At 74.4% G+C, this 26,770-nt stretch carries 21 protein-coding genes; 16 read left to right on the top strand and 5 right to left on the bottom strand.

What is annotated here, in order from left to right; all coding sequences use genetic code 11:
* Positions 1-5 precede the first annotated feature (5 nt).
* A complete protein-coding gene (locus tag ACGFIR_RS05265) occupies positions 6-1,004 on the top strand; it encodes a DUF4349 domain-containing protein (protein ID WP_393143319.1) in 999 nt (332 codons plus the stop codon).
* Here the strand turns inward: ACGFIR_RS05265 and ACGFIR_RS05260 are convergent.
* Positions 961-2,220 (bottom strand): amidohydrolase, encoded by a 1,260-nt coding sequence (locus tag ACGFIR_RS05260; protein WP_393000171.1) that lies wholly within the window; start codon positions 2,218-2,220, stop codon positions 961-963. The genes ACGFIR_RS05265 and ACGFIR_RS05260 overlap by 44 nt on opposite strands.
* An 859-nt stretch (positions 2,221-3,079) precedes the next feature.
* The gene (locus ACGFIR_RS05255; RefSeq protein ID WP_393000173.1) at positions 3,080-4,663 is read right to left on the bottom strand and encodes a methylmalonyl-CoA mutase; all 1,584 of its coding nucleotides are present in this window, start codon (positions 4,661-4,663) and stop codon (positions 3,080-3,082) included.
* A 205-nt stretch (positions 4,664-4,868) separates the two neighbouring features.
* Here ACGFIR_RS05255 and ACGFIR_RS05250 point away from each other — a divergent pair, with 205 nt between their 5' ends.
* Positions 4,869-7,040, top strand: a complete 2,172-nt coding sequence (locus tag ACGFIR_RS05250) for a protein kinase (RefSeq protein ID WP_393000175.1) — start codon at positions 4,869-4,871, stop codon at positions 7,038-7,040.
* A gap of 47 nt (positions 7,041-7,087) precedes the next feature.
* The gene (locus tag ACGFIR_RS05245) at positions 7,088-8,812 is read left to right on the top strand and encodes a phospho-sugar mutase (protein ID WP_393143317.1); all 1,725 of its coding nucleotides are present in this window, start codon (positions 7,088-7,090) and stop codon (positions 8,810-8,812) included.
* Positions 8,813-8,958: 146 nt separating this feature from the next.
* Here ACGFIR_RS05245 and ACGFIR_RS05240 read toward each other — a convergent pair whose 3' ends face one another.
* The gene (locus tag ACGFIR_RS05240; RefSeq protein WP_393143315.1) at positions 8,959-9,636 is read right to left on the bottom strand and encodes a GPP34 family phosphoprotein; all 678 of its coding nucleotides are present in this window, start codon (positions 9,634-9,636) and stop codon (positions 8,959-8,961) included.
* A gap of 77 nt (positions 9,637-9,713) precedes the next feature.
* Positions 9,714-10,346: a uracil phosphoribosyltransferase gene (gene upp, locus ACGFIR_RS05235; protein ID WP_393000181.1), complete on the bottom strand. Its 633-nt coding sequence runs from the start codon at positions 10,344-10,346 to the stop codon at positions 9,714-9,716.
* A gap of 132 nt (positions 10,347-10,478) precedes the next feature.
* Here upp and deoC point away from each other — a divergent pair, with 132 nt between their 5' ends.
* The 11 genes from deoC (at position 10,479) to ACGFIR_RS05180 (ending at position 22,736) form a co-directional block, all read left to right on the top strand.
* A complete protein-coding gene (gene deoC, locus ACGFIR_RS05230; protein WP_393000183.1) occupies positions 10,479-11,438 on the top strand; it encodes a deoxyribose-phosphate aldolase in 960 nt (319 codons plus the stop codon).
* Between the two features lie 6 nt (positions 11,439-11,444).
* A complete protein-coding gene (locus tag ACGFIR_RS05225; RefSeq protein WP_393000185.1) occupies positions 11,445-12,875 on the top strand; it encodes an aldehyde dehydrogenase family protein in 1,431 nt (476 codons plus the stop codon).
* Positions 12,868-13,692, top strand: coding sequence for an aldehyde dehydrogenase family protein (locus tag ACGFIR_RS05220; protein ID WP_393000187.1), 825 nt, complete (start codon positions 12,868-12,870; stop codon positions 13,690-13,692). Before ACGFIR_RS05225 ends, ACGFIR_RS05220 begins: the two co-directional genes overlap by 8 nt.
* 68 nt (positions 13,693-13,760) lie before the next feature.
* Entirely contained in the window at positions 13,761-14,399 is a 639-nt protein-coding gene (locus tag ACGFIR_RS05215; RefSeq protein ID WP_393143313.1) for a dihydrofolate reductase family protein, read from the top strand.
* Between the two features lie 37 nt (positions 14,400-14,436).
* Entirely contained in the window at positions 14,437-14,901 is a 465-nt protein-coding gene (locus ACGFIR_RS05210) for a BlaI/MecI/CopY family transcriptional regulator (RefSeq protein ID WP_393143311.1), read from the top strand.
* A 10-nt stretch (positions 14,902-14,911) separates the two neighbouring features.
* The gene (locus ACGFIR_RS05205; RefSeq protein ID WP_393143309.1) at positions 14,912-15,817 is read left to right on the top strand and encodes a M56 family metallopeptidase; all 906 of its coding nucleotides are present in this window, start codon (positions 14,912-14,914) and stop codon (positions 15,815-15,817) included.
* A 298-nt stretch (positions 15,818-16,115) separates the two neighbouring features.
* On the top strand, positions 16,116-17,366 hold the full coding sequence (locus tag ACGFIR_RS05200) for a cytochrome ubiquinol oxidase subunit I (RefSeq protein WP_393000195.1): 1,251 nt from the start codon (positions 16,116-16,118) through the stop codon (positions 17,364-17,366).
* Positions 17,367-17,376: 10 nt separating this feature from the next.
* The gene (locus ACGFIR_RS05195) at positions 17,377-18,384 is read left to right on the top strand and encodes a cytochrome d ubiquinol oxidase subunit II (protein WP_393143307.1); all 1,008 of its coding nucleotides are present in this window, start codon (positions 17,377-17,379) and stop codon (positions 18,382-18,384) included.
* On the top strand, positions 18,381-20,057 hold the full coding sequence (cydD, locus tag ACGFIR_RS05190; protein ID WP_393143305.1) for a thiol reductant ABC exporter subunit CydD: 1,677 nt from the start codon (positions 18,381-18,383) through the stop codon (positions 20,055-20,057). Before ACGFIR_RS05195 ends, cydD begins: the two co-directional genes overlap by 4 nt.
* Positions 20,054-21,994, top strand: a complete 1,941-nt coding sequence (cydC, locus tag ACGFIR_RS05185) for a thiol reductant ABC exporter subunit CydC (RefSeq protein ID WP_393143303.1) — start codon at positions 20,054-20,056, stop codon at positions 21,992-21,994. The genes cydD and cydC overlap by 4 nt, the downstream gene beginning before the upstream one ends.
* 82 nt (positions 21,995-22,076) lie before the next feature.
* Positions 22,077-22,736, top strand: coding sequence for a permease prefix domain 1-containing protein (locus ACGFIR_RS05180; protein WP_393143301.1), 660 nt, complete (start codon positions 22,077-22,079; stop codon positions 22,734-22,736).
* A 62-nt stretch (positions 22,737-22,798) separates the two neighbouring features.
* On the opposite strand, the gene ACGFIR_RS05175 is transcribed toward ACGFIR_RS05180, so the two are convergent.
* Positions 22,799-23,140 carry a PadR family transcriptional regulator gene (locus ACGFIR_RS05175; protein WP_393143299.1) on the bottom strand — a complete coding sequence of 114 codons (342 nt, stop codon included), beginning with the start codon at positions 23,138-23,140 and terminating at the stop codon, positions 22,799-22,801.
* 118 nt (positions 23,141-23,258) lie between these two features.
* Here ACGFIR_RS05175 and ACGFIR_RS05170 point away from each other — a divergent pair, with 118 nt between their 5' ends.
* The gene (locus tag ACGFIR_RS05170) at positions 23,259-24,221 is read left to right on the top strand and encodes a DNA primase (RefSeq protein WP_393000208.1); all 963 of its coding nucleotides are present in this window, start codon (positions 23,259-23,261) and stop codon (positions 24,219-24,221) included.
* A gap of 40 nt (positions 24,222-24,261) precedes the next feature.
* Positions 24,262-26,766 (top strand): transposase, encoded by a 2,505-nt coding sequence (locus tag ACGFIR_RS05165; protein ID WP_393000210.1) that lies wholly within the window; start codon positions 24,262-24,264, stop codon positions 26,764-26,766.
* The last annotated feature ends 4 nt before the right edge of the window (positions 26,767-26,770 follow it).

Genomic DNA, 26,770 nt, shown 5'->3' with positions numbered 1-26,770 from the left:
GCGGGATGGACGGACGGCAACGGCAACGGCGACGTCGGGGCGTACGGCTGACGGCCGCCGCGGTGGTGGCTCTTCTCGCGCTGGCCGGCTGCGGCAGCGGCGCGCGGGACAACGCCGACAGCAGGCCGGCGGCAGCCCCGGTGGATCGGGACCAGGCCGCGGGCGGCGCGGCGGAGCAGGCCGGTGGCGCGGCGGACCAGGACGGCGGCAAGGCCGAGCGGGGCAGCGGCGCCGGCGCGCCGGACCTGCGGGTCGACCAGCGCTCCATCATCTACAAGGGCACCATGCGCGTGCAGGTGGACGATGTGGACGCCGCGGCCCGCAGCGCGATCGCCGCGGTCACGGCGGCCGGCGGTTTCGTCGGTGGCGACCAGCGGCGCAGCGTCGACGCGGACGCGCGGGCCGAGCTGGAGCTGCGGGTGCCGGCGGCGAAGTTCCACGGCGTCGTCGACGAGTTGGCGAAGCTGGGCCGGCAGCAGCGGCGGGAGATCAGCACGGAGGACGTCACCGAGCAGATGGTCGACCTGGACGCGCGGATCACCAGCCAGCGCGCCCGGGTGGAGAGCGCCCGCAAGCTGCTGGCCCGGGCCGACTCGATCGGCGACCTGGTGTCGCTGGAGAACGAGCTGGCCCGCCGGGAGGCGGACCTCGCCTCGCTGGAGGCGAAGAAGGAGCGGCTGGCGGACCTGACGAGCCTGTCGACGATCACCGTGTCGCTGGTCGGCCCGGACGCGAGCACCGCCGACGAGGAGACCGAGGTCGGTTTCCTGGTGGGGCTCAAGGGCGGGTGGAAGGTCTTCCTGACCTCCATGACCATCCTGCTGACGGTGCTGGGCGCGGTGTTGCCGTGGCTGCTGGCGATCGGCGTACCGCTGACGGTGCTGCTGGTGGCGCTGCGCCGGCGGCGGCGTACGGCTCCGCCGCCGACGCCGCCGGCGGGACCGGCCGGACCGCTACCGGCTAACGCGCCGCCGCCAGTGCCCGCAGCGCGGTCTGGACCATGAGCCGTACGCCGACCGGGATGGCGCGTTCGTCCACGTCGAACGAGGCCCGGTGCAGGTCCACGTTCGGGCCGGAACGGCCGACGCCCAGCCGGGCGAGCGCGCCCGGGACGTACTCCAGGTACCAGGAGAAGTCCTCGCCGCCCATGCTCTGCGGGGTCTCGGCGACGCCCTCCGGCCCGAGCGTGGCGGTGGTGGCGCCGGTCAGGACCTGGATGGCCCGGGAGTCGTTGCACACCGGCGGGCGGCCCCGCAGGTATTCCAGGTCGACGGTGGCCCCGGTCGGGGCGATGACGTCGCGGACGACCTGACCCACGATCTTGGGGGCCAGCTCCCAGGTGTCGCGGTCCATCACCCGCAGGGTGCCGGAGGCGGACGCCTCGGAGGGGATGACGTTGTAACGGGTGCCGGCCGAGGCGTGGCCGAAGACCAGCAGCAGCCCGCTGTTGGCCGGCACCCGGCGGCTGACCAGCGCCGGCACCTCGGTGATCAGGCGGCCCAGCGCGTCGACCAGGTCGACGGTCAGGTGCGGCCGGGCGGTGTGCCCGCCGGGACCGGTGAGCCGGACGGTGACGTTGTCGGCGGCGGCGGTGATCGGGCCGACCCGCAGGCCGATCTGCCCGACCGGCAGGTTGGGGTCGCAGTGCAGCGCGAAGATCTGCACGACGTCGTCCAGGCCGCCGGCCTCGATGACCTCCAGCGAGCCGCAGGGCAGGATCTCCTCGGCGGGCTGGAAGATCAGCCGGACCCGGCCGGGCAGCTCGCCCTGGTCGGCGAGCTGGGCCAGCAGCATGCCGACGCCGAGCATGACGGTGGTGTGCACGTCGTGGCCGCAGGCGTGGCAGACGCCGTCCACGGTGGAGCGGTACGGCACGTCCTTCGAGTCGGTCAGCGGCAGGGCGTCGATGTCGGCGCGCAGCGCGACCACCGGGCCGTCGGGGCGGCCGTCGATGTCGCAGATGACCCCGTTGCCCTTGGGCAGCAGCCGCGGCCGCAGCCCGGCCAGGGTGAGTTCCCGGGCGATCAGGGCGGCCGTCTCGAACTCCTCGCCGGAGAGTTCCGGGTGCGAGTGGAGATGGCGACGGGTGGCGATCAGCCCGGGCACGCGGAGGGCGAGCAGGTGGTCCAGCTCGAACGGCAGGGGCTGGGACCCGGCCGGCGCCTCCGGCCAGGACGACAGCAGCTGGTTGCCGGTGGGCAGCGTCAACGCACTCGTCACGTCGAATTCTCGTTCGCTAGAGATGGATGGATCATCAGGAACAGCAGACAGCCTAGACCTCCGACGGTGACGCTGCGCAACCTCGTTCCGGTAGCGGTCGGACCGCGCAGAGTCACGTATGCCCTGCTCGGAGCGCTCGCAGATCTGCGGGACAGCAGGTAGATCACGGTCGAATGCCGTCATCCGCTCCCCACCTCCTACAACGCGTAACCGGCCCGGCGCTCGAAAATCGACGTCGACCCCGAGGGCTCGTTGTTCCGAATTGTCGCATTAGTCGGTCCGGTGAACTGCCACTCCGACAATTACCCGACCCGCACCGGACCGCAGGACCCCGAGACGGTCACACACCCCGTTGCGGACCAACCGCACACCGTGTGCGTCCAGGTCCACCCGGTCGGGTTACCCCCGGGCCCGACCGGCACACCCCATCACCGCCGGGTCGCGCCGCCCACACCCGCGCCGAGCCCTCCGGCGACGTCGCCGGGATCCGCTCCGCGCTGCCGTCCGTGACCAGCAGGCCGGTCGCCCCCGGCTCGTGGCCTGTTGCCGCTCCTGGTCGTACCCGCAGGCGCCGTCACCCGCACCGACGTCGCCCCGCTCGGCGAGGGCCGCACCGCCGACCGCAGCAGCGCCTCCTCCGACTGTAGCGCCCCACCCGCACGGCCGCGACCAGCGAAAACGCGCCATGGGCCGGCCGTTACCGCACATGGACCGTCCGGTTACGGCGCAGGGGTGAAGAGCCGTCGGACCGACGGTCGCAGCGGAGCGCACACGGGTGCCGCAGACCCTCGCGACGGCGGACGGCGACGGCCGCCCGGCCCCGGCACGGCGGGGCTCGGACGGCCGTCGGCGAGCGCGGTCAGAACCGGTCGGACGGGCGGTACAGCCCCCACACCTGGCGCAGGGTGCCGCAGACCTCGCCCACCGTGGCGCGGGCGCGCAGCGCCTCCTTCATCGGGTAGAGCACGTTCTCGCTGCCCTCGGCGGCGGCCCGCAGCGCGGCCAGCCCCCGCTCGACCGCCCCGGCGTCGCGCTCCGCACGCAGCCGGGCCAGCCGCTCGGCCTGCGCCGCCTCGATCGTCGGATCGACCCGCAGCGGCTCGTACGGCTCCTCCTCGTCGACGGTGAACCGGTTGAGGCCCACCACCACCCGCTCGCCGGAGTCGATCTCCTGCGCGATCCGGTAGGCGGACTGCTCGATCTCCCGCTTCTGGAAGCCCGCCTCGATGGCGTCGACCGCCGAACCGTGGTCGAAGACGCGGTCCATCAGCTCGTTCGCCGCCGCCTCAATCTCGGCGGTCATCGCCTCCACCACGTACGAGCCGGCGAACGGGTCCACGGTGGCGGTCAGGTCCGTCTCGTACGCCAGCACCTGCTGGGTACGCAGCGCCAGCCGGGCCGCCTTCTCGGTGGGCAGCGCGATCGCCTCGTCGAAGCTGTTGGTGTGCAGCGACTGGGTGCCGCCGAGCACCGCGCCGAGGCCCTGCACCGCCACCCGGACCAGGTTGACCTCCGGCTGCTGGGCGGTGAGCTGCACGCCCGCGGTCTGGGTGTGGAAGCGCAGCATCATCGACTTCGGGTCCTTGGCGCCGAAGTCGTCGCGCATCAGGCGGGCCCAGATCCGGCGGGCGGCCCGGAACTTGGCCACCTCCTCCAGCAGGGTGGTCCTGGCCACGAAGAAGAACGACAGCCGGGGCGCGAAGTCGTCCACGGCCAGCCCGGCCGCCAGCGCGGCGCGGACGTACTCGACGCCGTTGGCGAGCGTGAACGCGATCTCCTGCGCGGGCGACGCGCCGGCCTCGGCCATGTGGTAGCCGGAAATGGAGATCGTGTTCCACTTCGGCACCTCCTTGCGGCAGTAGCCGAAGGTGTCTGCGACCAGCCGCAGCGAGGGCTTCGGCGGGAAGATGTACGTCCCGCGGGCGATGTACTCCTTGAGGATGTCGTTCTGGATCGTGCCGTTGAGTGCCGAGCCGGCGACGCCGTTCTCCTCGGCGACGAGCTGGTAGAGCAGGAGCAGCACCGAGCCCGGCGCGTTGATGGTCATCGAGGTCGAGACCTTGTCGAGCGGGATGCCGTCGAACAGCAGCCGCATGTCGTCGATCGAGTCGATGGCCACCCCGACCTTGCCCACCTCGCCGTGCGCGATCGGGTCGTCGGAGTCGTAGCCCATCTGCGTCGGCAGGTCGAAGGCCACGGAGAGGCCCATCGTCCCGGCCCGCAACAACTGGTGGTAACGCGCGTTGGACTCGGTGGCGGTGCCGAAGCCCGCGTACTGGCGCATCGTCCAGGGGCGGGAGGTGTACATCGTCGGGTAGACCCCGCGCGTGTACGGGAACTCGCCCGGGCCGCCGAGCCGGGAGTCCAGTTCCTCCGGGAGGTCCGCCGCCGTGTAGACGCCCTTGATCGGAAAACCGGACTCGCTTGACCGCGGTTCGCTCATTAGCGGATGGTAGGACGCGCGACGGCGTCGGCGGGTGAGGGATACCGCACACCGGCCGGCGGGCATCGACGAGAGGTGAACGTTCGGGTACGTACTGTCCAGTTCGGTAAACGTCCGCCGCGTCGGGTTTCGCATCGGGCGTCGGAACCAGCAAGATAGGGGGGTTGTGTCCCAGCCCCCCTCGATTTCCCCCGGTGGCTTTTCTGTGACTCAGATCCCGACGTGGAGCGGCGGACCAGTGAGTCCCCCCAACGGACGCGCGACCCCCGGCACGACCATCGGCGACCGCTACTCGCTGCGTTCGGCGGTGGGCAACGGCGGTATGGGCACGGTCTGGCGTGCCACGGACACACTCCTGCGGCGGGACGTGGCCGTCAAGGAGGTCGTCCTGCCCCCGGGGCTCGCCCCGAGCGACCGTGACGCGATGTACGAGCGCACCCTGCGCGAGGCCCGCGCCGCGGCGGCGATCCAGCACCCGGCCGTCGTCCAGGTCTACGACGTGGTCACCGAGGCCGGCCGGCCGTGGATCGTGATGGAGCTGCTCGACGCCCGCAGCCTCGCCGACATGGTGATCGAGGACGGTCCGGTCGCGCAGCGGGTGGTCGCCAAGATCGGCATCGCCCTGCTCGGCGCGCTGGAGGTGGCGCACGCGATCGGCGTGCTGCACCGCGACGTCAAGCCGGCCAACGTGCTGATCTGCGGCGACGGGCGCTGCGTGCTGACCGACTTCGGCGTGGCCCGGATGCCCACCGACGTGCAGCTCACCACCCCCGGGATGGTGCTCGGCTCGCCGCACTTCATCTCTCCCGAGCGGGCGATGGGCCAGGAGTTCGGCCCGCCGAGCGACCTCTTCTCGCTGGGCGTCACGCTCTACACGGCGGTGGAGGGGCGGCCCCCGTTCGACAAGGGTGACCCGATCGAGACCATGCACGCCGTGGTCGAGGACCCGCCCGCCCCGCCGCAGCGCAGCGGGCCGCTGGCCCGGGTGCTGATGGGTCTGTTGGAGAAGGACCCGGCCCGCCGCCTCGACGTGCACACCGCCCGGGCCATGCTCCGCGAGCTGCTCGCCGGCCCGCTGACCAGCAACGCCGCCGCGGTGAACTCGGTGACCGACCCCTACTCCGTGGTGCCGGTGCAGCGGCCCGTACCGACCCCGCCGGCCGCGCAGCCGGAGCAGCCGAAGCCGAGTGGGCAGATCGGCGGTCGGGCCATGCTCAATCCGGGTGAGTCGCTCACCGACCGGCTGGCGGCGCTGCGCCGCGGCGAGCGCCCCGCGCAGGCCGCCCTTCCCGCCAGCCCCGCCGCGATGGACGACACCAGCGCCGACGCCCTGGCCGGGCCGCTGCACACCCCCACCGGCGCGATGCCGGCACCGAGCGGTGCCACGCCGGCCGGCCGCACCTACGGCGGCGCCGAGGCGACCCAGCGGATGGCGTCCGGCGGCTCGGACGCCACCCAGCAGCTGCGGACCAACGCCGCCGGCCTGGTCGGCTTCAGCGGCCCGCCGGAGGCGACCCAGCGCATGGGGGCGGGCACGCCCACCTTCGGCGCACCGCCGCCCGAGGCCACCCAGCGGATGGGCGCCGGAACGCCCGTCTTCGGCGCACCGCCGCCCGAGGCGACCCAGCAACTCGGCGGCACCTACGGCGGCGGCCAGTGGTCGGTGCCGGGCACCGGGCAGCCGTGGGCGACCCCGGCCACCGCGCCCGCCACGAGCGGCTCGGGTGGCGGGTTCGCCGGCCGCGTGGGCGCCGCCGGCAACCAGCTCGTCGGCACGGTCAAGGGCTGGCCGCGCAAGGTGCAGCTCGCCGCCGCCGGTGGCCTCGCCGCGCTGCTGCTGATCGGGGCGGTCGTCCTGTTCACCGGCGGCGACGACCCGGCGCCGACCGTCCCGCAGGCCGCCCCGACCTCGCAGGCCCCGGCCCCCGGCGTGCCCGAGATGAAGGAGCACACCGGCAAGGGCATACGCGTCATGGTGCCGCAGGGCTGGGAGGTCAAGAGCGCCGGCAACTGGGTGGACTACGTCGACCCGGCGGACGACGGCCGCAAGGTCCGGATCCTGGTGGAGGACTTCCGCACCACCTCGATCCGCTGGGCGGAGGTCGCCGAGGACGGCCTGAAGACCCGCTCCAAATCCTGCGTCAAGCCCTACGCCCAGATCGCCATGAACGAGGTGGAATGGGTCGGCAAGCCGGCGGCCGAGTTCGAGTACACCTGCGGGGAGGGCGAGGCCAAGCGGCACGGCGTGTGGCGCGGCGTGGTCCACGAGGGCAAGGTCTACTCGTTCTACCTCACCTCGACGGACACGAAGTTCGCCGAGAGCAAGCCGATCTTCGACGAGATGGTGAAGTCGTTCCAGCTCACCGACGCCGGCTGAGCCCGGGGGAAGCGCGGTGGTGATCCGCCGGCGTGCTATCAAGAGACATGCCGGCGGAAACCACTGACATCGATGACATTAGCGAGCGGGCGCGGCGCTGGCTCGCCGACGATCCCGACCCGACCAGCCGGGAGGAGTTGCGGGCGGTGCTCGACCGCCTGCCGGCGAGCGCCTCGGAGCTGGCCGACCGGTTCGCCGGTCCGCTGACCTTCGGCACCGCCGGGTTGCGCGGTCCGCTGCGCGCCGGTCCGAACGGGATGAACCTCGCGGTGGTCACCCAGGCCGCCGCCGGCCTGGTCGGCTGGCTCGCCACCCAGGGCGGCTCCGGTCCGCTGGTGATCGGGTACGACGCCCGGCACGGTTCCCGCCAGTTCGCCGAGCGCACCGCCCAGGTCGCCACCGGTGCGGGACGCCCGGCGCTGCTGCTGCCCCGTCCGCTGCCCACCCCCGTGCTCGCCTACGCGGTACGCCACCTCGGGGCGGTCGCCGGGGTGATGGTTACCGCCAGCCACAACCCGCCGCAGGACAACGGCTACAAGGTCTACCTCGGCGCGGAACTGGGCGGGGCGCTCGGCGCGGGCGCCCAGATCGTGCCGCCGGCCGACGCCGGCATCGAGGCCGCGATCCGGTCGGTCGGGCCGCTCGCCGAGGTGCCGCTCGGGCCGGCCGGGCAGGTGCTCGGCGACGACCTGGTGGCCTCCTACGTGGAGCGGGCCACCGCCGTCATCGACCCGGACGGCTCACGCGACCTGTCGGTGGCGTACACGCCGCTGCACGGGGTGGGCGCGGCGGTGCTCACCGCGGCGTTCGCCCGCGCGGGCTTCCCCGTGCCCGGTGTGGTGCCCGAGCAGGCCGAGCCGGACCCGGAGTTCCCGACCGTCTCCTTCCCCAACCCGGAGGAGCCGGGGGCGGTGGACCGGCTGGTCGCGCTGGCCGAGGCGACCGGTGCGGACATCGCCATCGCCAACGACCCGGACGCGGACCGCTGCGCGGTGGCCGTCCGGGACAGCGGTCCGGCGGCGAGCACGGGCGGTGAGGTCGCCGGTCCGACCGCGCCGGACGCGAACCCGCCCGGCTGGCGGATGCTGCGCGGCGACGAGGTGGGGGTGCTGCTGGCCGACCACCTCATGCGGCGCGGCGTGACCGGCCTCTACGCCACCACGATCGTGTCGTCGTCCCTGCTACGGGCGATGTGTGCCGCCCGGGGCCTGCCGTACGACGAGACGCTGACCGGGTTCAAGTGGATCGTGCGGGCCGGCGGCGGGACCGAGCCGCTGGTGTTCGGCTACGAGGAGGCGCTCGGCTACTGCGTCGCCCCCGGGCACGTACGCGACAAGGACGGCATCACCGCCGCGCTGACCGTCGCCGAACTGGCCGCCGGGCTCAAGGCGCAGGGGCGGACCCTGACCGACCGGCTCGACGAGTTGGCCGCCGAGTTCGGCGTGCACCACACGGACCAGCTCTCGGTGCGGGTGGACGACCTGCGGCTGATCGCCGACGCCATGGGCCGGATCCGGGCCGCCACCCCGACCACGCTGCTCGGGCAGCCGGTCACCGAGGCGCAGGACCTGCTCCCCGAGGCGGACGTGGTGATCCTGCGTACCGGAGCCGCCCGGGTGGTGATCCGCCCCTCTGGCACCGAGCCGAAGCTCAAGGCGTACCTGGAGGTGGTGGAGCCGGTGGCGGACGGCGACGTCACCGCGGCCCGCACCCGCGCCACGGACGCGGTGGCGGCCCTCCGCAAGGAGATCGCCACGGCCCTGAACCTCTGACCCACCCTGCCCACCCCCACGCCCGGTGCGGCAAGGCCCGGTGATCAAGAAGTTTGCGTCAGGAGACGCGCCTCTCCAGGACGCAAACTTCTTGATCGACAAGGGCCGGCGACGGGGGTGGGGGTTGGGGGGTCCGGTTGGGGTGGTTAGCGGCGGGGGCCCAGGGCGGCGTCCACGGCGCGGCCCAGGGCGGCCACGACGAGGCCGACCGAGGGGCGGACCACCGAGTCGTCCATGCTGACGGTGCCGGAGAAGCCGGCGCCGCCGGCGATCTCCTCCAGCCGCTGCCGCGCCTCCAGGGCCGCGTCGCCGCTCAGGCCGAGCGCCGGCTCCATCCGCAGGACCGCGACCAGGGTGGCCAGGGCCGCCGTCCGCTCGTCGGGCAGCTCACCGCTGGCCAGCGCCTCGGCGAGCCGGCGCCGGGTGTCCGCCTCGACGGCGGGGTCGAGGGTCGGGTAGCGGTGCACGTGGATGAAGCCCAGCTCGGTCTCGTCGACGTCGCGCACCACGCCCTGGGCGCACAGGTCGCCGAGGATCTTGTCGCGCAGGCCGTGCCGCAGCCGCTGCACCCAGGACGAGGGGCTGTGCGGCGTGTCGGCGGCCATGCGGGTGAGGACCCCGTCGACGAGCGGCTCGCCGGTGGGCGTCGGGTCGACCACCGCCAGGGACCCCTCGGAGTACGCGATCCGCCCGGCCAGGGCCAGTTCGATCAGCACCGCGGCGGCCATCCCCAGGTCGAGGCTGATCCGCGGCATGGTCGCCTTGCCGGTCTCGTCGTCGTACGCGAGGAGAAGCAGCTCTTCGGCGAGCGCAACACCAGTCATGGCCGGAGACGGTAGCGGCTGCGCGCATCCCGCGCACGGACTCGCGCACGGATTCCCACGCAGCCGCGCGGCGGATGTCAGAAGCGGGGCATCCCACCGAACTGGCGGTCGCCGGCGTCACCGAGCCCGGGCACGATGAACATCCGGTCGTTGAGGCCCTCGTCGATCGAGGCGGTGACCAGGCGCAGCGGCAGGCCGGAGCGCGTCAGGCGCTCGATGCCGACAGGCGCGGCGAGCACGCAGAGCACGGTGATGTCGGTGCAGCCCCGGTCGGCCAGCAGTCGGCAGCAGTGCTCCAGCGAGCCGCCGGTGGCGAGCATCGGGTCGAGCACCAGCACCGGCAGGCCGCTCAGGTCGCGCGGCAGCGACTCCATGTAGGCGCGCGGCTCGTACGTCTCCTCGTCGCGGGCCAGGCCGACGAAGCCCATCGACGACTCCGGCAGCAGGCCGAGCGCGGCGTCGGCCATGCCCAACCCGGCCCGCAGCACCGGCACGAGCAGCGGCGGATTGGCCAGCCGGGTGCCCTCGGTGCCGGTGACCGGGGTCTGCACCGGGTACTTCTCGACGGGGAACGAGCGCGCGGCCTCGTACACCAGCATGGTGGTGAGTTCGTGCAGCGCCGCCCGGAACGAGGAGGAGTCGGTGCGCGCGTCCCGCATGGCGGTCAGCCGCGACTGGGCGAGCGGATGGTCAATGACGTGTACGTCCACGATCGCTCAACCTACCGGTCCAGCCCCGCCGGCACCGCGCGTGCGCCCGGGCGAGCGACGTCGCTCACCACCGCGTCGACGACGACGCCGTGACCAAGATCACTGTCCGCCCGGGTGCGTAGACTCCGGGGCATGACGGCGACAGCGACGTCGGCCCGGTCGGAGCTCTCCGAGTTGGGACGATCCGAGACCGCTCTGCGGACCTTCCTGCACGGCCTGCCCGGCGTGGACCAGGTCGGCGCGGAGCAGCGGGCGGCACAGCTCGGCACCCGCTCCATCAAGACCACCGCCAAGGCCCAGGCCATCGACCTGGCGATCCGGATGGTGGACCTGACCACCCTCGAAGGGGCGGACACCCCGGGCAAGGTGCGGGCCCTCGCGGCCAAGGCGCTGCGCCCCGACCCGGCCGACCCGACCTGCCCGCACGTCGGCGCGGTCTGCGTCTACCCGTCGATGGTGCCGCACGTGGCCGAGGTGCTCGCCGGCTCAGGTGTGCATCTGGCCAGCGTGGCGACCGCCTTCCCGTCGGGCCAGGCCCCACTGGAGGTCAAGCTCGCCGACACCCGTGCCGCCGTGGCGGCCGGCGCCGACGAGATCGACATGGTGATCAACCGGGGCGCGTTCCTGGCCGGGCGCTACTCCGAGGTCTACGACGAGATCGTGGCCACCAAGGAGGCCTGCGGGGACGCCCACCTGAAGGTCATCCTGGAGACCGGCGAGCTGGCCACGTACGACAACGTGCGGCGCGCCTCCTGGCTGGCGATGCTGGCCGGCGGCGACTTCATCAAGACCTCCACCGGCAAGGTCCCGGTCGCGGCCACGCCGCCGGTGACGCTGGTGATGCTGGAGGCCGTCCGCGACTTCCGGGCCGCCACCGGCCGGCAGGTCGGCGTGAAGCCGGCCGGCGGCATCAAGACCACCAAGGACGCCATCAAGTACCTGGTGATGGTGAACGAGACCGTCGGCGCGGACTGGCTCGACCCGGACTGGTTCCGGTTCGGCGCCTCCAGCCTGCTGAACGACCTGCTCATGCAGCGCACCAAGCTGACGACCGGCACCTACTCCGGTCCCGACTACTTCACCCTGGACTGAGAGCCGATGTTCGAATACGCACCCGCCCCCGAGTCCCGCTCGGTGGTGGACCTCAAGGCCTCCTACGGGCTCTTCGTCGACGGTGAGTTCGTCGACCCCGGCGACGGCGGCACGTTCAAGACCGTCAACCCGGCCTCCGAGGAGGTGCTCGCCGAGGTCGCCGAGGCCGGCGCCCAGGACGTGGACCGCGCCGTCCGCGCCGCCCGCCAGGCGTACGAGAAGGTCTGGGGCCCGATGCCGGGCCGGGACCGGGCGAAGTACCTGTTCCGGATCGCCCGGATCATCCAGGAGCGCTCGCGCGAGCTGGCCGTGCTGGAGTCGCTCGACAACGGCAAGCCGATCAAGGAGTCCCGCGACGTAGACCTGCCCCTGGTCGCCGCGCACTTCTTCTACTACGCGGGCTGGGCCGACAAGCTCCCGCACGCGGGCTTCGGCGCGGACCCGAAGCCGCTGGGCGTGGCCGCGCAGGTCATCCCGTGGAACTTCCCGCTGCTGATGCTGGCCTGGAAGATCGCCCCCGCCCTTGCGGCGGGCAACACGGTGGTGCTGAAGCCGGCCGAGACGACCCCGCTGACCGCGCTGCTCTTCGCCGAGATCTGCCAGCAGGCCGACCTGCCCGCCGGCGTGGTCAACATCGTCACGGGCGCCGGCGACACCGGTCGCGCGCTGGTCGAGCACCCGGGCGTGGACAAGGTGGCCTTCACGGGTTCGACCGAGGTGGGCCGGGCCATCGCCCGCGCCGTGGCCGGTACCCGCAAGAAACTCACCCTGGAGCTGGGCGGCAAGGCGGCCAACATCGTCTTCGACGACGCCCCGGTCGACCAGGCGGTCGAGGGCATCGTCAACGGCATCTTCTTCAACCAGGGGCACGTCTGCTGCGCCGGCTCCCGGCTGCTGATCCAGGAGAACGTCGCCGACCGGGTGCTGGAGTCGCTGAAGCGGCGGATGGCCCAGCTGCGCGTGGGCGACCCGCTGGACAAGAACACCGACATCGGGGCGATCAACTCCGCCGCGCAGCTCGCGCGCATCCGGGAGCTGTCCGACGCCGGGTCCGCCGAGGGCGCCGAGCGCTGGTCGCCGCCGTGCGAGCTGCCGGAGCGCGGCTTCTGGTTCGCGCCGACGATCTTCACCGGGGTCACCCAGGCGCACCGGATCGCCCGCGAGGAGATCTTCGGCCCGGTGCTGTCCGTCCTGACGTTCCGCACCCCGGCCGAGGCCGTCGAGAAGGCCAACAACACGCCGTACGGGCTGTCGGCCGGGATCTGGACGGACAAGGGCTCCCGGATCCTGTGGATGGCCGACCGGCTGCGCGCCGGCGTGGTCTGGGCCAACACGTTCAACAAGTTCGACCCCACCTCGCCGTTCGGCGGCTACAAGGAGTCGGGCTACGGTCGCGAGGGCGGCCGGCACGGGCTGGAGGCGTACCTCAATGTCTGAGCGGGTCGCGGTACGCAAGACGTACAAGCTCTTCATCGGCGGGAAGTTCCCGCGCAGCGAGTCGGGACGGTCGTATCTCGTGCAGGACGCCAACGTTTCCCTCGCCTCCCGCAAGGACGCGCGGGACGCCGTGGTCGCCGCCCGCGCCGCCGTGAAGGGCTGGGCCGGGGCGACTGCGTACAACCGGGGTCAGATCCTCTACCGGGTCGCCGAGATGCTGGAGGGCCGGCGCGAGCAGTTCGTCGCCCTCGGCGTGCCCGGCGACGAGGTCGACGCGGCCGTGGACCGCTGGGTCTGGTACGCCGGCTGGTCCGACAAGCTCCCCCAGGTGTACGGCGGCGCCAACCCCGTCGCCGGGCCCTACTTCAACCTGTCGGCGCCCGAGCCGACCGGCGTGGTGGCCGTGGTGGCCCCCGAGTCCCCGGCGCTGCTCGGCCTGGTCAGTGTGATCGCCCCGGCGATCGTCACCGGCAACACCGTGGTGGTGGCGACCTCGCCGACGCAGCCCCTGGCGGCGGTGACCCTGGCGGAGGTGCTCGCCACCTCCGACCTGCCCGGCGGCGTGGTCAACCTGCTCACCGGCCGGATCACCGAGACCGTGCCGGCGTTGGCCGCCCACATGGACGTCAACGCCATCGACCTGACCGGCGTGACCGACGCCGAACTGGCGGTGGAGCTGGAGGTCAAGGCGGCGCAGAACCTCAAGCGGGTGCTCCGGCCGGCACCGGCCGACCACGACTGGTCCGCCGACCCGGGCATCACCCGGATGACCACGCTGCTGGAGACGAAGACGGTCTGGCACCCCAAGGGGGTGTGAGACCGTCGGTCCTGGGGCTTCCGGGCAGCCCCGCCCGACCGGGACGACCAACTCATCAGGAGTAGGGCATGGGCCTCATCCACATCGAACTGTTCGCCACCCTGGACCTCGTCGGGCAGGCGCCCGGCGGCCCCGACGAGGACCCGGCGGGGTTCCCGTTCGGCGGCTGGCAGGCGCCCCTGCTGGACGAGGTCGGCGGGGCGCAGGTCGCTGCCGCGTACGAGGGCACGGACGCCCTCCTGCTCGGCCGGCGGACGTACGACATCTTCGCCGCCCACTGGCCGCACCAGGAGGGTGGCCAGGACGACGGGATCGCCAGGCTCTTCAACAGCGTCCCGAAGTACGTGGCCTCCCGCGGCCGGCCCGACCTCTCGTGGGCCGGGTCCAGCCAGCTCGGCCCGGATCTGGCCGCCGCGGTGCGCGAGGTCCGTGACCGGCACGAGCACGTGAAGGTCGTCGGGAGCCTCAACCTGGTGCAGACCCTCCTGCGCGAGAAGCTCTTCGACCGGCTCGACCTCTGGGTGCACCCGATCGTGCTCGGCGTCGGGAAGAAGGTCTTCGACGGTGGGGCGGTGCCCACCAACGTCACCCTCCTCGAACCGCCGGTGGCCAGCCCGAGGGGCACCGTCTACCTGCGCTACGGGCTCGCCGACGGCACACCCGGGACGGGGGACATGGGCGCACCCGAGCGCGGTGCCGGACGCTGACACGTGAGGTTTCTACTACGGGGGGTAGGATTGCGGCGTGACTCGGCTCGGTGATCTTGAACGTGCGGTGATGGACGTCTTGTGGGACACGGTCCCCGGCGCGGCGGGCGGGATCACCGTGCGCGAGGTGGCCGACGCGCTGGACGGGCGCGAGCTGGCGTACACGACGGTGATGACCGTCCTGGACCGGCTCGCCGGCAAGGGCATGGTGCAGCGCGAGCGGGAGGGGCGGGCCTGGCGCTACCGGGCCGCCGCCAGCCGTGAGGCGTACATCGCCCAGCTCATGCTCGACGCCCTCGACCTCGGCGGCAGCCGGGACGCCGCCCTGGTGCGCTTCGCACGCTCGGTGACCGGCACCGAGGCCGAGGTGCTGCGCGCCGCCCTCGGGGCCGAGGCCGGGGAGATCGGGCACGACGGGGACGCGCTGACCGGCCGGGTCGAGGCGCCGACGGTCGACGGGGCCGGCCGACCGCCCCGGGCCGACAGGGCAGCGGACCGGTAGGGCCGCGGTCGTGGCGTACGCCCTGCACTTCGCCGCGTCGATGCTCGCCTGCTGGCTGACCGCGCAGGTGCTGATCCGCTCCACCTGGACGTGGCGCAGCCCCCGGGTCGCGATCATCTGCTGGCAGGCGGTCGGGCTGGCCCTCGGGCTCTCCGCGATGGGCGTGCCGATGGCGTTGGGCCTGGAGGCCTACGACCGCTCGACCGGCAGCGCGCTGGTCGCTCTCGCCGCCGACCTGAGCCACGGCACCCTGCCCGTCGGGGTGGGCGCGCCGCACCTGGCCGCCGTCGGGGTGGGCTTCGGCATCGGCGGGGTCCTGCTGGCCACGACCGTCCGCAGCGTCTACGGCACCGTACGCGCCCAGCGCCGGCACCGGGACCTGCTCGCCCTGGTCGCCCGCCGGGACCCGACGGTGCCCGGCGCGCTGGTGCTCGACCATCCGAGCGCCGCGGCGTACTGCCTGCCGGGGATGCGGCCCCGGGTCGTGGTCAGCGCGGGCACCCTCGACCTGCTGGACAGCGCCGAGTTGGCGGCCGTGCTCGCCCACGAGCGGGCGCACGCCCAGGAACGGCACGACCTGGTGCTGCTGCCGTTCACCGCGCTCAGCCAGGCGCTGCCCTGGTTCGCCTGGGTCCGCGAGGCGCACGACCGGGTCGCCCTGCTGGTCGAGATGCGGGCCGACGACAAGGCCCGGGAGGCGCACGCCGACGCCCCGCTGGCCGGCGCGCTGCGCCGGTTCGCCGAGGCGGGCAGCCGGGCCACCCCGGCGGGCACCCTCGGGCTGGGCGACCGGCACCTCGACGTACGGGTGCAGCGCCTCATGGTCGCCGACCGGCCGCCCCGGCTGCTCGGCGGCGCCGCGCTGGCCGTGGCGACCTCCGTGGTCGCCCTGCCGATCTCCCTCTTCCTGAGCTGACCCGGGCGGCCCGCCCTTCCCGATAGGCTGCCCCTCCGCGCAGGACGCGGCCCGCCCTCTCCGGTCCCGGAGTTACCGCCGCATGGAGCGCGCCGGGCCATGCTGGAGGCGAGTGGCGACGCTGGCGGCGACCGGCGACGCCCGGCGCGCCGCTCGTCGGCGATTCGCCCGCCACTCCTCCCCCACGACTACTACGAGCCGTCGTAGGATCAACTACGACCGTCCATAGTAGTGACGCGTAGACAATCTACATGTAGGCTCCCTACGACTTGTGCGCCAACCGTACGGAGAGCCGGCCATGGACACCCTGCTCCTCGCCCGCCTGCAGTTCGCCACCACCACCTCGATCCACTTCCTCTTCGTGGTGGTGACCCTGGGCCTGGTGACCCTGCTGGTCGGCCTCCAGACCGCCTGGGTAATCACCAACAAACCGGTCTACGAGCGGCTGACCCGTTTCTGGGGCCAGCTCTACGTGATCAACTACGTGCTCGGCATCGCCACCGGGATCGTCATGGAGTTCCAGTTCGGGCTGAACTGGAGCGGGCTGTCGCGCTACGTCGGCAACGTCTTCGGCGCGCCCCTGGCCATCGAGACGCTGGTCGCCTTCTTCCTGGAGTCGACGTTCCTCGGCATGTGGATCTTCGGCTGGCACCGGCTGCGCCGGGGCGTACACCTCGCCCTGATCTGGGGTGTCGCGATCACCGCGTACGCCTCGGCGTTCTGGATCATGGTGGCGAACGCCTGGTTGCAGAACCCGGTCGGCCACGAGGTACGCGACGGCGTCGCCCACCTCACCGACTTCCCCGCGCTGCTGGACAACCCCACCTTCCGCATGGCGTTCGGGCACGTCGTCACGGCGGCGCTGCTGGTCGGCGGGATGCTGATGGCAGCGGTCAGCGCGTGGCACCTGCACCGGCGCACCCCCGACCACGCGCTGCACCGCAAGGGGTTGCGGATCGGCCTGATCACCTCGGCGGTGGCGATCTTCTTCGTACAGGGCTTCGGCTTCGCCCAGTTCTTCGCGATCGAGGACGTGCAGCCCACCAAGTTCAGCGACGACGGCGGCGACGCCCCGCTGATCGCGGAATGGACCGCCCGGTTCGGCCCCGGTGACTACACGCCGCCGGTCCTCGCCGACGTCGGCCTCGGTTTCATGATCCTGATCGGGTTCACGCTCGCCCTGCTCTGGCTGCTGCTCCCGCTGTTGTGGCGGGACTGGATCATCCGGCTGCGCGTACCGCTGCGGATCCTCCAGTTCACCCTGCCGCTGCCGTTCGTCGCGGTCATCCTCGGCTGGATCGCCCGCGAGGTCGGCCGGCAGCCCTGGGCCGTGTACGGGCTGCTGCCCGTGGAGCAGGCGGTGTCGCCGGTCAACCCCTGGCTGATGCTCACCTCGCTGATCGGCTTCAGCCTGCTGCTCGGCGCCCTCGCCGTCACCAACTGGGTGCTGCTGGCCCGGCACGCCGCCCGGGGCGCGGACGACCCGGCCCTGGGCCGGCAACCGGACCAGCCGCCGGCCGACCCCCACCCCGAGCCCGCCTTCGCCTGAGGAGCCGACCGTGGAACTCGCCTGGTACGCCCTGCTCGGGCTCTTCTTCGCCGTCTACCTGGTGCTCGGCGGCTACGACTACGGCGTCGGCCTGCTGCTCGCCCGGGACACCGACCCCGCCCGCCGGCGCGCCGCGCTCAACGCCGTCGGCCCGTTCTTCCTGGGCAACGAGGTCTGGCTGGTGGCCGCCGTCGGCATCCTGTTCGGCGCCTTCCCCGTGCTGGAGGGGGAACTGCTCGCCGGCTTCTACCCAGCGGTGCTCGGCGCGTCGACCGGGGTCGTCCTGGTGACCGCCGGCGTGCAGCTGCGCAGCCGCCCCGCCGGGCAGCGCGCCCGCGCCCGGTGGGACCGGATCGTGGTCGTCGGCAGCGTGCTCGCCGCGCTCGGCTGGGGAGCCGTGCTGGCCGGGCTGCTCCAGGGCGTACCGCTGCGCGCCGACGGCCACGTCGCCGGGGTGACCCACCTCTTCACCCCGTTCGTGGCCGCCGCCGGGATCGCCGTCGTCGCGCTGGTCGCGCTGCACGGTGCGACCTTTCTCACGCTCCGGCTGCCCGCCGCCGACGCCGCGCCGGTCGGGCGACTGGCCGCCCGGCTCGTCCCGGTGGCGCTGGCCGCCGTCGGCGCGGCCACCGTCCTGGGCCTGCTCTCCGCCGACGTACGCGCCGCCGCACAACAGCCGGTGGTGGCCGCACTGCTGCTGTCGTTGCTGGTCACGGCGTTGCTGACGGCCCGGACCGCGCTCGCCCGGCGGCGGCCGGGGCTGGCCTTCGCCGCCACCTGCGCGTCCCTGGCGTTGCCGGTGGCGCTGGCCGGCGCGACCATCTGGCCCTACGCGCTGGTCTCCACGGTCGACCCGGGCGCGTCACTGACGGTTGCCGACGTGGCGGCCAGCACACCCACGCTGCGGCTGTTGAGCTGGGTCACGCTGCCGCTCCTGCCGGCCCTACTAGGCTTTCAGGCGATGTGCTGGTGGGTGTTCCGGGGACGGACCGACGGCAGGGCACCGGTGTACTGGTGAACCGCCGTCCCTTCGACCCGCGTCTGCTGCGTCGGGTCCCGGGGGCTCGACGCGACCTCGCCGTGCTCGCACTGCTCGGCGTGCTGGCCGCGGGGCTGGTCGTGGCGCAGGCTACGACCCTGGCCGCGCTGCTGGCGACCGCGTTCGACGGGCGGTTGAACCGGCCCGCGCTGGCCGGCTTCGCCGCCGCGGTGGCCGCGCGCTCGCTGCTGGTCTGGGCGCAGGGCACGGTGTCGGCGCGGGTCGCGGCGACGGTCAAGGCGGCGCTGCGGGCGGACCTGCTCGCGTCGGTCGGGCGGCACGGCCCCGGCTGGGTCGCCGGGCAGCGCGCCGGGCAGCTCGCCACGCTGACCGGGCGCGGGCTCGACGCGCTCGACGCCTACTTCACCGGCTACCTGCCGCAGCTGGTGCTCAGCGTCACCGTGCCGCTCGCCGTACTGGCCCGGATCTTCGTCGCCGACTGGAGCTCGGCGCTGATCATCGCGGTCACCCTGCCGCTGATCCCGATCTTCGGCGCGCTGCTCGGCTGGCAGGCGCAGGCCGCCACCGAGCGGCAGTGGCGGCGGCTGTCCCTGCTCGGCGGGCACTTCCTCGACATGGTCGCCGGGCTGCCCACGCTGCGCGCGTTCGGCCGGGCCCGGGCGCAGACCGACGTGGTCCGCCGGATGGCCGACGGTCACCGGGTGGCGACCATGAAGACGCTGCGGATCGCGTTCCTGTCCGCCCTCGTCCTGGAACTGGTGGCCACCCTCTCGGTGGCGCTGGTCGCCGTGCCGGTGGGCGTACGGCTGCTCGGCGGCGGGCTGACCCTCCAGACCGCGCTGCTGGTGCTGCTGCTCACCCCCGAGGCGTACCTGCCGCTGCGGGCGGCCGGCGCCCGCTTCCACGCCAGCATGGAGGGGCTCACCGCGCTGGACGAGGCGCTCACCCTGTCGGCCGCCGCGCCCGCGCCGGCGAGCGGCGGGAGCGCGACCGTCCCCGACGGCCGCGGCGAGATCCGGTTCGAGGCGGTGACCGTGGCGTACGAACGGACCACCGCCCTGCGCGACGTCACGCTGACCATCCGGCCGGGCGAACGCGTCGCCGTGATCGGCCCCAGCGGCGCCGGCAAGAGCACCCTGCTCGGTCTGCTGCTCGGCTTCGTCACCCCGACCGCCGGCCGGGTCACCGTGGGCGGGGTCGACCTCGCCGACGCCGACGGTGACGGCTGGCGCCGCCAGGTGGCCTGGGTCCCGCAGCGGGCCCACCTCTTCGCCGCCTCGCTGGCCGACAACATCCGGCTCGGCGCCCCGCAGACGCCGGACGCCGCGCTCGCCACGGCGGTCCACGACGCGGCCCTCGACGACGTGGTCGCCGGGCTGCCCGACGGGCTCGCCACCGTCCTCGGCGAACGCGGGCACGGCCTGTCCAGCGGGCAGCGGCAGCGGGTCGCGCTGGCCCGCGCCTTCCTGCGGGACGCGCCCGTGGTGCTGCTCGACGAGCCGACCGCCCGGCTGGACACCGCCGCCGAGGCGGTCGTGCTCGACGCCACCCGCCGGCTGGTGACCGGGCGGACGGCGCTGCTGGTGGCACACCGGCCGGCGCTGCTCGCCGACGCGGACCGGATCCTGCGGATCGAGGACGGCCGGGTCACGGAGCTGACGCCCACGGCGGCCGGGAAGGCGAGCCGATGACCGCCGAACGGCCCCCGGCCGATGCCCGGCCCGCCCACGCACCAGGTGCCGCCGACAACGCCCGGCCCGCCGACGCACCAGGTGCCGCCGCCGACGCCCGGCCCGCCGCCGATGTCCGGGCCGGCGCGCCGCCCACCCGTGCCCCCGGCGCCGCCGACAGCGCCCGGAGCGCCGACGACGCTCAGCCCGCTCCGGGGCGGGCCGGCTCCGCCGAGCGGACCGTGCTGCGGCTGGCCCGGCCGTACCTGAACCGGCTGCTCGGCGCGGGGCTGCTCGCCGCCGCCACCGAGTTCGCCGCTCTCGCCCTGATGGCCACCGCGACCTGGCTGCTGATGAGCGCCGCCGAGCGACCCCCGCTGGACCGCCTCACCGTGGCGATCGTGGCGGTCCGGGCGCTGGCGATCAGCCGGGGCGTGCTCCGCTACACCGAACGGCTCGCCGGGCACGACGCCGTGCTGCGGCTGGTCACCGACGTCCGGGCCCGGGTCTTCGGCGCCCTCGCCGCCCGCTCGGCGGCACGGCAGCGCTCCGGCGACGCGTTGAGCCGGCTCGTCTCCGACGTGGAGGCGGTGCAGGACCTGCTGCTGCGGGTACTGGTGCCGGCCTCGGCGGCGGCGCTGGTCAGCGTGGTCGCGGTCGGTGGGGCGGCGCTGATGTCGCCGGCCGCCGCCGGGGTGCTCGCGGTCGGGCTGCTGGTCGCCGGGGTCGCGCTGCCCGCACTGGCCACCGCGCTGACCCGCCGCGCCGCCGCCGAGCTGGCACCGCTGCGCGGCGCCCTCGCCACCGACGCGGTCGACCTCACCCACGGCGCCGCCGACCTGGCCGCGTTCGGCGCCACCGGGCACGCGCTGGCGACCGCCGACGCGCGGGCCCGCCGGCTGGCCCGGTTGGAGCGGCGGCTCGCCGCCACCGGCTTCGCCGTCGACGCCGCCGGGGTGCTGGTGGCCGGGCTGACCGCCGGCGCGGTGGTGCTCGCCGCGCTCGCCGACGGCGTGGACGGGGTGCTGGTCGGCGTCCTGGCGGTCGGCACGCTCGCCGCCGTGGAGATCGCGCTGGCGCTGGTCGGGGCCGCCCGGCAGTGGACCCAGCTCCGGGCCGGCCTGACCAGGGTCGCCGCCCTGCTGGAGGCCCCGACCGGGCCGGCCGCACCGGACGGCGCGGAGGTCGGCCCCGGGCCGTACGACGTGCGGTTCGAGGAGGTGAGCGTCCGGTACCGGGAAGGCGCACCGCCGGCCCTGGACGGGTTCAGCCTCGACCTGCCGCCCGGTCGACGGGTGGCGGTGGTCGGGCCCAGCGGCGCCGGCAAGAGCACCCTGGCCGCCGTACTGACCGGCGCGGTGCGGCCCACCCACGGGCGGGTCACCCTCGACGGGCGGGAGCTGTCGGCGTACCGGGCCGAGGAACTGCCCCGCGCGGTCGGCGGGCTGCTCGCCGAGGCGTACGTCTTCCACGCCTCCGTGCGGGAGAACCTGCTGCTCGGGCGGCCCGGCGCCGACGAGGAGGAGCTGGCGGCGGCGACCGCGGCGGCCGGGCTGCTGGACTGGGTACGCGAGCAGCCCGACGGCTGGGACACCGTGGTCGGCGAGGAGGGCGGCCAGCTCTCCGGCGGCCAGCGGCAGCGGCTCGCGCTGGCCCGGGCGCTGCTCGCCGCGCCGGGTGTGCTGGTGCTCGACGAGCCGACCGAGGGGCTCGACCCCGCCGCCGCCGACGCCGTGCTCGCCTCCGCGCTGGCGGCCACCCCGGCCGGGCACTCCGTCCTGTTGATCAGCCACCGGCTCAACGGGCTCGCCGAGCTGGATGAGATCGTGGTCCTGGACGCCGGTCGGGTGGCCCAGCGCGGCCGGCACGCCGAGCTGGTCGCCGCCCCGGGCTGGTACCGGGACCAGTGGCTGATCCAGGAGGCGGCCGAACGCGGATACCTGGCGCTGCGCCCCTGACCGCCGTTCCGCCCGCCGGCTCCGGGTCGGGCCAGGGTTGTCCCCGACGACGCCCGACGGCGGCCCGTGACAGGGTGAGGTCATGCGGGGCGAGAACGACACGACGGCGGTGGAGGAACGGCTGCGGGAGCTGGCCGCGCACCTGCGGGGGCCGCGCCGGCTGAAGGCCGACCTGCTGACCGAGGCGCGGCACGGGCTGCTGGACGCCGTCGACGCGTACCGCGGGGACGGGCTGCCCGCGACGGAGGCGCAGCGGCGGGCGGTGGCCGAGTTCGGTTCGCCGGCGCAACTCGCCCCGGCCTACCAGGCGGAGCTGGCGGCCGGTGCGCTGCGCGGGCTGTCGCTGCGGGTCATCGCGCTCGCCACGGTCGCGTTCGTCGCCGGTGACCTCACCTGGCAGGGGTCGAGCTGGGGCGGCTCCCCGCCGCCGGCGGCCTACCAACTGCTGTCGGCGTCGGTGGGCTGGATCTGGGCGGCGGCGTTCGTGCTGGCGGCGCTCGGGCTGCTGCTGGCACGCCGGTCGGCGCTGCGCGGCGGTGCCGCGGACCGGGCGGTGGGGGCGGGCCTCACGGGGATCGTCGCCCTCGGCGCGCTGACCGGCTCCGCGCTCTTCGCGTGGTCGGTCGGCCTCTGGGACGCCGCGCTCACCTGGCCACCCATGATCATCGGCGTGGTGGTGGCCGCCGCCGGATATCTCTGGCTCGGCCGGGCCGCCCGCACCTGGCTCCTCGCCGCCCGCTGAACCCCGGTCGCTGCATCCCGCATGCCCTGGTGCCCGCCTGCCCCGGTGCCGGCCTGTGCCGGTCAGGCCGGCGCGGTGGGCGGGGAGTCGACATCGAGGAACCGGCCGACGGTGGCGCGGAACTCGTGCCACCCGGACCGCTCGCCGGCCAGTGCCCGCCGGCCTTCGTCGGTGAGTTGGTACGTCCGCCGTTCCCGCCCGTTGACGGTGCTCCAGGTGCTGGCCACGTGCCCGGCCCGCTCGAGCCGGCGCAGCGCCGGGTAGATGGTGCCGGTCGGCAGGTCGAGCTGGCCGTCGCTGCGTTCGCGCAGCGCATCGATGATCGCGTAGCCGTGCAGCGGACCCTGTTCGAGCACCGCGAGCAGCAGGGCGTCGAGATGTCCGTGCAGCGCCTGGGCCTTCATGTGTAGCAAAGCTACATGTCAGCGGTCCGTGCCGCCACCGGGGTGCGGGCACCGGTCTCCCGGAGACGCCCACTAGGGTATGTGCCCAGAGTCACTCGTCGGCGGCGGACGCCGGCGGGTGGGCAACCCGAAGCACACGGAGGTCAGCGTGGCCCGCCAGTCGCCCCAACGGCCCGACGCCGACGAGCCCGAGCTCGACGACGCCGACGCCCCGGCCGAGTCCGGCACCGCAACCGTCTCGGCCGAGGACGCCCGCGCCCTCTGGGACGAGCTGCGGATCGACCCGGTGGAGATCGCGCTGCCCGCCGGCACCGGCTACACGCTGCGGGCGTACCGGCCGGCGCGGGAGCTGACCCCGACCGACGTGACCGAGCGCGACCAGGACGACCCCTTCCTGGCCCGCCGCCAGGCCGCCGAGGAGGAGGACGAGGACGACGAGACCCTCGTCATCCTCGACGAGGAGGTCGCCCAGGAGTTCGCCGAGAGCGACGAGGAGGAGGCCAAGGGCCGCCGCCGCGACGCGACCGACGACAAGGACGCCGAGGCCGACTCCGAGGACGAGACCGACGACGAGGACGAGGACGACGCTGGCGACGAGGAGGTGCCGGTCTTCCTCAGCCACCGCGGACGACTGCTGCTCTTCAAGACGCCCGAGTCGCTGGTCAGTTTCATCCGCTCCGGCGCACCCAACGACCTGTCTCAACTGGACAGCTGGAATGAACTGTCCGAACGGGTGGAACCGGCCGACATCGCGCCGCTCGACGAGGACATCTACGAACTCGACCTGGTGGTGGAGAACCTCCGCGGCGGGCACGACACCTGGGACCCGACGCTGCTCATCGAGGCCGGCGAGGTAGCCCGCGACCTGGCGTACGCGCTGCGGCTGCCCGCGGTCCTGGACATGCTCTCCGCCGGCTCCAGCCTCGACGACCTGGACGAGGCGCTGCGCGCCACGGTCGACGGCGGCGTGGGCGGGTTCTTCGGTCGGCGCCGGCTGAAGAAAATCGGGGCACAAACCGCAAGTCTGGGTTGGCGCACCATTGTCGGGAAGATCTCTGCGGTCGTGGACTGGCGCGACTGACCCTTTGCGGGGAGCATCAGTCTCTGGCAGTGAAAGCCTTGTGTCCCGGGAGGAGGACGACGCCGTGGCGCTCGTGCGCGTGTACTGCGGTCTGGCCTCGGCGGATCCGGCCGACCGACCGGTCTCGGCCGGTTCGACGCTGACGTCCGCTGTGGTCGACGACGCAGGCCGTCTGCTGCATGTCTGCGAGATCGGCGACGACCCGGCTGGCTACGCCCAGCTGGTCTCGCTGCTCGTGGAGCGGTCGGGCGGGCCGAGCGGTGCGGCCATCGCCGCCGACAGCGACGACCACACGGTCACGTCGCTGCTCAGCGCGGCCGGTCGTCCTCTGGCGATCGCCGACGACGACTCCGTCGACGACTTCGCGGAGCGCTTCGCCGACGACGACTCGCTGGAGGAGATGCAGTCGCCGCCGGCCGAGCGGCGCGCCGTCGGCCTGGCCCGCGCCCTGCAGGCCGGTGCCCTCTCCGCCGTCACGCTCCCCGCTCCCCGGGACCTCGCCGGCTACAAGCAGGTTCTCGCCGCGCACGCCGCCCTGGCCAGTGGCCGGCACTCCGCCGCCGTCGCGCTGCGGGAGGTGCTCCGCGAGCTCTACCCGGCCGCCCTGCGCGCCTACCCGGACCCGGCCGAGCCGGTCTCGCTGGCCGTGTTGGACGCGTTGCCCGAGCCCGGCATGCTGAACGGTGCCGTGGGGCGCGGCGACGCCCCGGCACCCGCCGAGACTGTCGCGGCACGGCTCGCCGCCGACGGGGTCGCCGACGCCGACGAGCTCAACTCGGCGGTGACCGCCCTGCGGGTGGCCGTCAGCGAGACGCCCCGGCGCGCCACCGTCAACCGCGCCCTCACCTCCGCCGCGGCGGACACCGTACGGCAGGCGGTCGCCTCCGTCCGAGCCTGCGACGCGGGCTGCCGCGCCCTGGTCGGCGCGCTCAACGACCGGGTCGGCACGCCCGCCACGCCGGCACCGGTTCGCCGCGGCGCGACCCGCCACGGCGAACCGCTCGCCGACGCCCCCGGGCTCACCCCCACCGGCGGTGCCCTGCCCGGCCTCACCCCGACCGGCAGCGGCCCGCGTTCGCTGCGGCCCACGGAGCCCGAGCCCGCGCCGGGCGGTGGCCGCCGGAGCCGGCCCGAACCCGTCTCCGGCGCGACGCCGCCACCGGCCCCCCGGCCGCTCGGCCCGCCGCCGGTCGCCCCGGCACCCGTCACTCCGCCCCCGGTCGCGCCGATGCCGGTGACGCCGGCTGCGGTCGCCGGTCCCCCGGTCTCCGCGCCCCCCTCGCGACCGGGTTCGCTGCCGAGCCGGATCGACGGCCCGACCAACCGCCCGGTCTCCGCGCCGCCGCCCCCGCCGCCGGGCATCACCCCCATCGCGCCGGCACAGCGGAGCACGGTGCCGCCGGCCGAGGCGGGGGAGCCGTTCCGCCCCACCCTGACCACCGCGGCGATCCAGAACGCGCGCGCCGAGCGCCAGCGCACCGTGATCCCGCCGCGCCCGAAGACCAACGGCGAGCGGCCCACGCCCACGGGCGGCTTCAGCGCCACCGACCTCAGCGTTCCCGTGCCCACGCCCCGGCCGGGCCATGAATCCCCGGCACCGGCGGAGCCCGCTCCCCCCGGCTCCCGGGCCAACTGGCCGCTGGTCAACAACCCGGAGGACCCGGGCGACAGTTCCGCCAAGAACCCGGTCGTCGGTTCCTACGGCGGGCGCGGCGTCGACGCCCCGACCGACCCGGGTGCGGAGCGCCGCGTCACCCCGCCCTGGCTGGCCGACGACCTGCCCCAGGAGCCCCCGGTGCTGCGGTTGGTCGAGCCGCCGCCGCTGGCCGACCGCGCGCTGCGCGGCGGGACGGGCCCGGCCGCCGACGGCCAGCCCGAGACGCCCCCGCTGCGGTTGGTCGACCGGGAGGAGGCCGCACGCAGTGGCCGGCCGGCACCCCGTGACGAACGGCCGGCGGCCGAGTACCGGCCGGCGCCCCGCGACGAGCGGCCCGCCGCCCGCGACGAGCAGCCCGCAGTCCGTGACGAACGGCCCGCGCCTCGTGCCGAGCGGCCGGCGGCCGAGTACCGGCCGGCGCCCCCGGTCGAGCGTCGCCCGCCACCCGTGTCCGACGAGGGCGACGGCGACCTGCTGATCTTCGCCCAGGCCAAGTCCGCCTGGTTCGTGGGGCACGACGACGACTCCGACCTGACCTGGTCCACCACCGCGGACACCGGCTGGCAGGCGGCCGAACAGGCCGCCCGCCCGGCGGTCGGTGCCGAGACGCCCGCCGGCCTGCCCAAGCGGGTCCCCCAGGCCAACCTCGTCCCCGGCTCCCCGTTGCGGGACGAACGGCCACTGCGCATCGTCCGCGACGCGGCGAGCCTCGCCGAGAACACCACCGGCTACTTCCGCGGCTGGCGCCGGGGGCAGGAGATCGGCGGTTTCGCGGTCGGCGGTCGGCCCGGCCGGGAGGCCGCCGGCGGCTGGGACTTCACCCGCGACACGGGCGACCGCGACGACGACCGGGAATACGAGTACCGCTCCGCCGGCTACCGCTCCTGACCGC

The sequence above is a fragment of the Micromonospora sp. NPDC049051 genome, from assembly GCF_043197575.1.
GTDB lineage: Bacteria > Actinomycetota > Actinomycetes > Mycobacteriales > Micromonosporaceae > Micromonospora.
The sequence above is the reverse complement of the archived record's forward strand: the minus strand, read 5'-3'. Positions and strand labels throughout refer to the sequence as shown.

Excerpts from the sequence above, each read along its gene's own strand:
- ACGFIR_RS05265 (WP_393143319.1), top strand. The coding sequence starts at position 6 with ATGGACGGACGGCAACGGCAACGGCGACGTCGGGGCGTACGGCTGACG.
- ACGFIR_RS05255 (WP_393000173.1), bottom strand. The coding sequence starts at position 4,663 with ATGAGCGAACCGCGGTCAAGCGAGTCCGGTTTTCCGATCAAGGGCGTC.
- ACGFIR_RS05245 (WP_393143317.1), top strand. The coding sequence starts at position 7,088 with ATGCCGGCGGAAACCACTGACATCGATGACATTAGCGAGCGGGCGCGG.
- ACGFIR_RS05240 (WP_393143315.1), bottom strand. The coding sequence starts at position 9,636 with ATGACTGGTGTTGCGCTCGCCGAAGAGCTGCTTCTCCTCGCGTACGAC.
- deoC (WP_393000183.1), top strand. The coding sequence starts at position 10,479 with ATGACGGCGACAGCGACGTCGGCCCGGTCGGAGCTCTCCGAGTTGGGA.
- ACGFIR_RS05225 (WP_393000185.1), top strand. The coding sequence starts at position 11,445 with ATGTTCGAATACGCACCCGCCCCCGAGTCCCGCTCGGTGGTGGACCTC.
- ACGFIR_RS05220 (WP_393000187.1), top strand. The coding sequence starts at position 12,868 with ATGTCTGAGCGGGTCGCGGTACGCAAGACGTACAAGCTCTTCATCGGC.
- ACGFIR_RS05215 (WP_393143313.1), top strand. The coding sequence starts at position 13,761 with ATGGGCCTCATCCACATCGAACTGTTCGCCACCCTGGACCTCGTCGGG.
- ACGFIR_RS05200 (WP_393000195.1), top strand. The coding sequence starts at position 16,116 with ATGGACACCCTGCTCCTCGCCCGCCTGCAGTTCGCCACCACCACCTCG.
- cydC (WP_393143303.1), top strand. The coding sequence starts at position 20,054 with ATGACCGCCGAACGGCCCCCGGCCGATGCCCGGCCCGCCCACGCACCA.
- ACGFIR_RS05180 (WP_393143301.1), top strand. The coding sequence starts at position 22,077 with ATGCGGGGCGAGAACGACACGACGGCGGTGGAGGAACGGCTGCGGGAG.
- ACGFIR_RS05175 (WP_393143299.1), bottom strand. The coding sequence starts at position 23,140 with ATGAAGGCCCAGGCGCTGCACGGACATCTCGACGCCCTGCTGCTCGCG.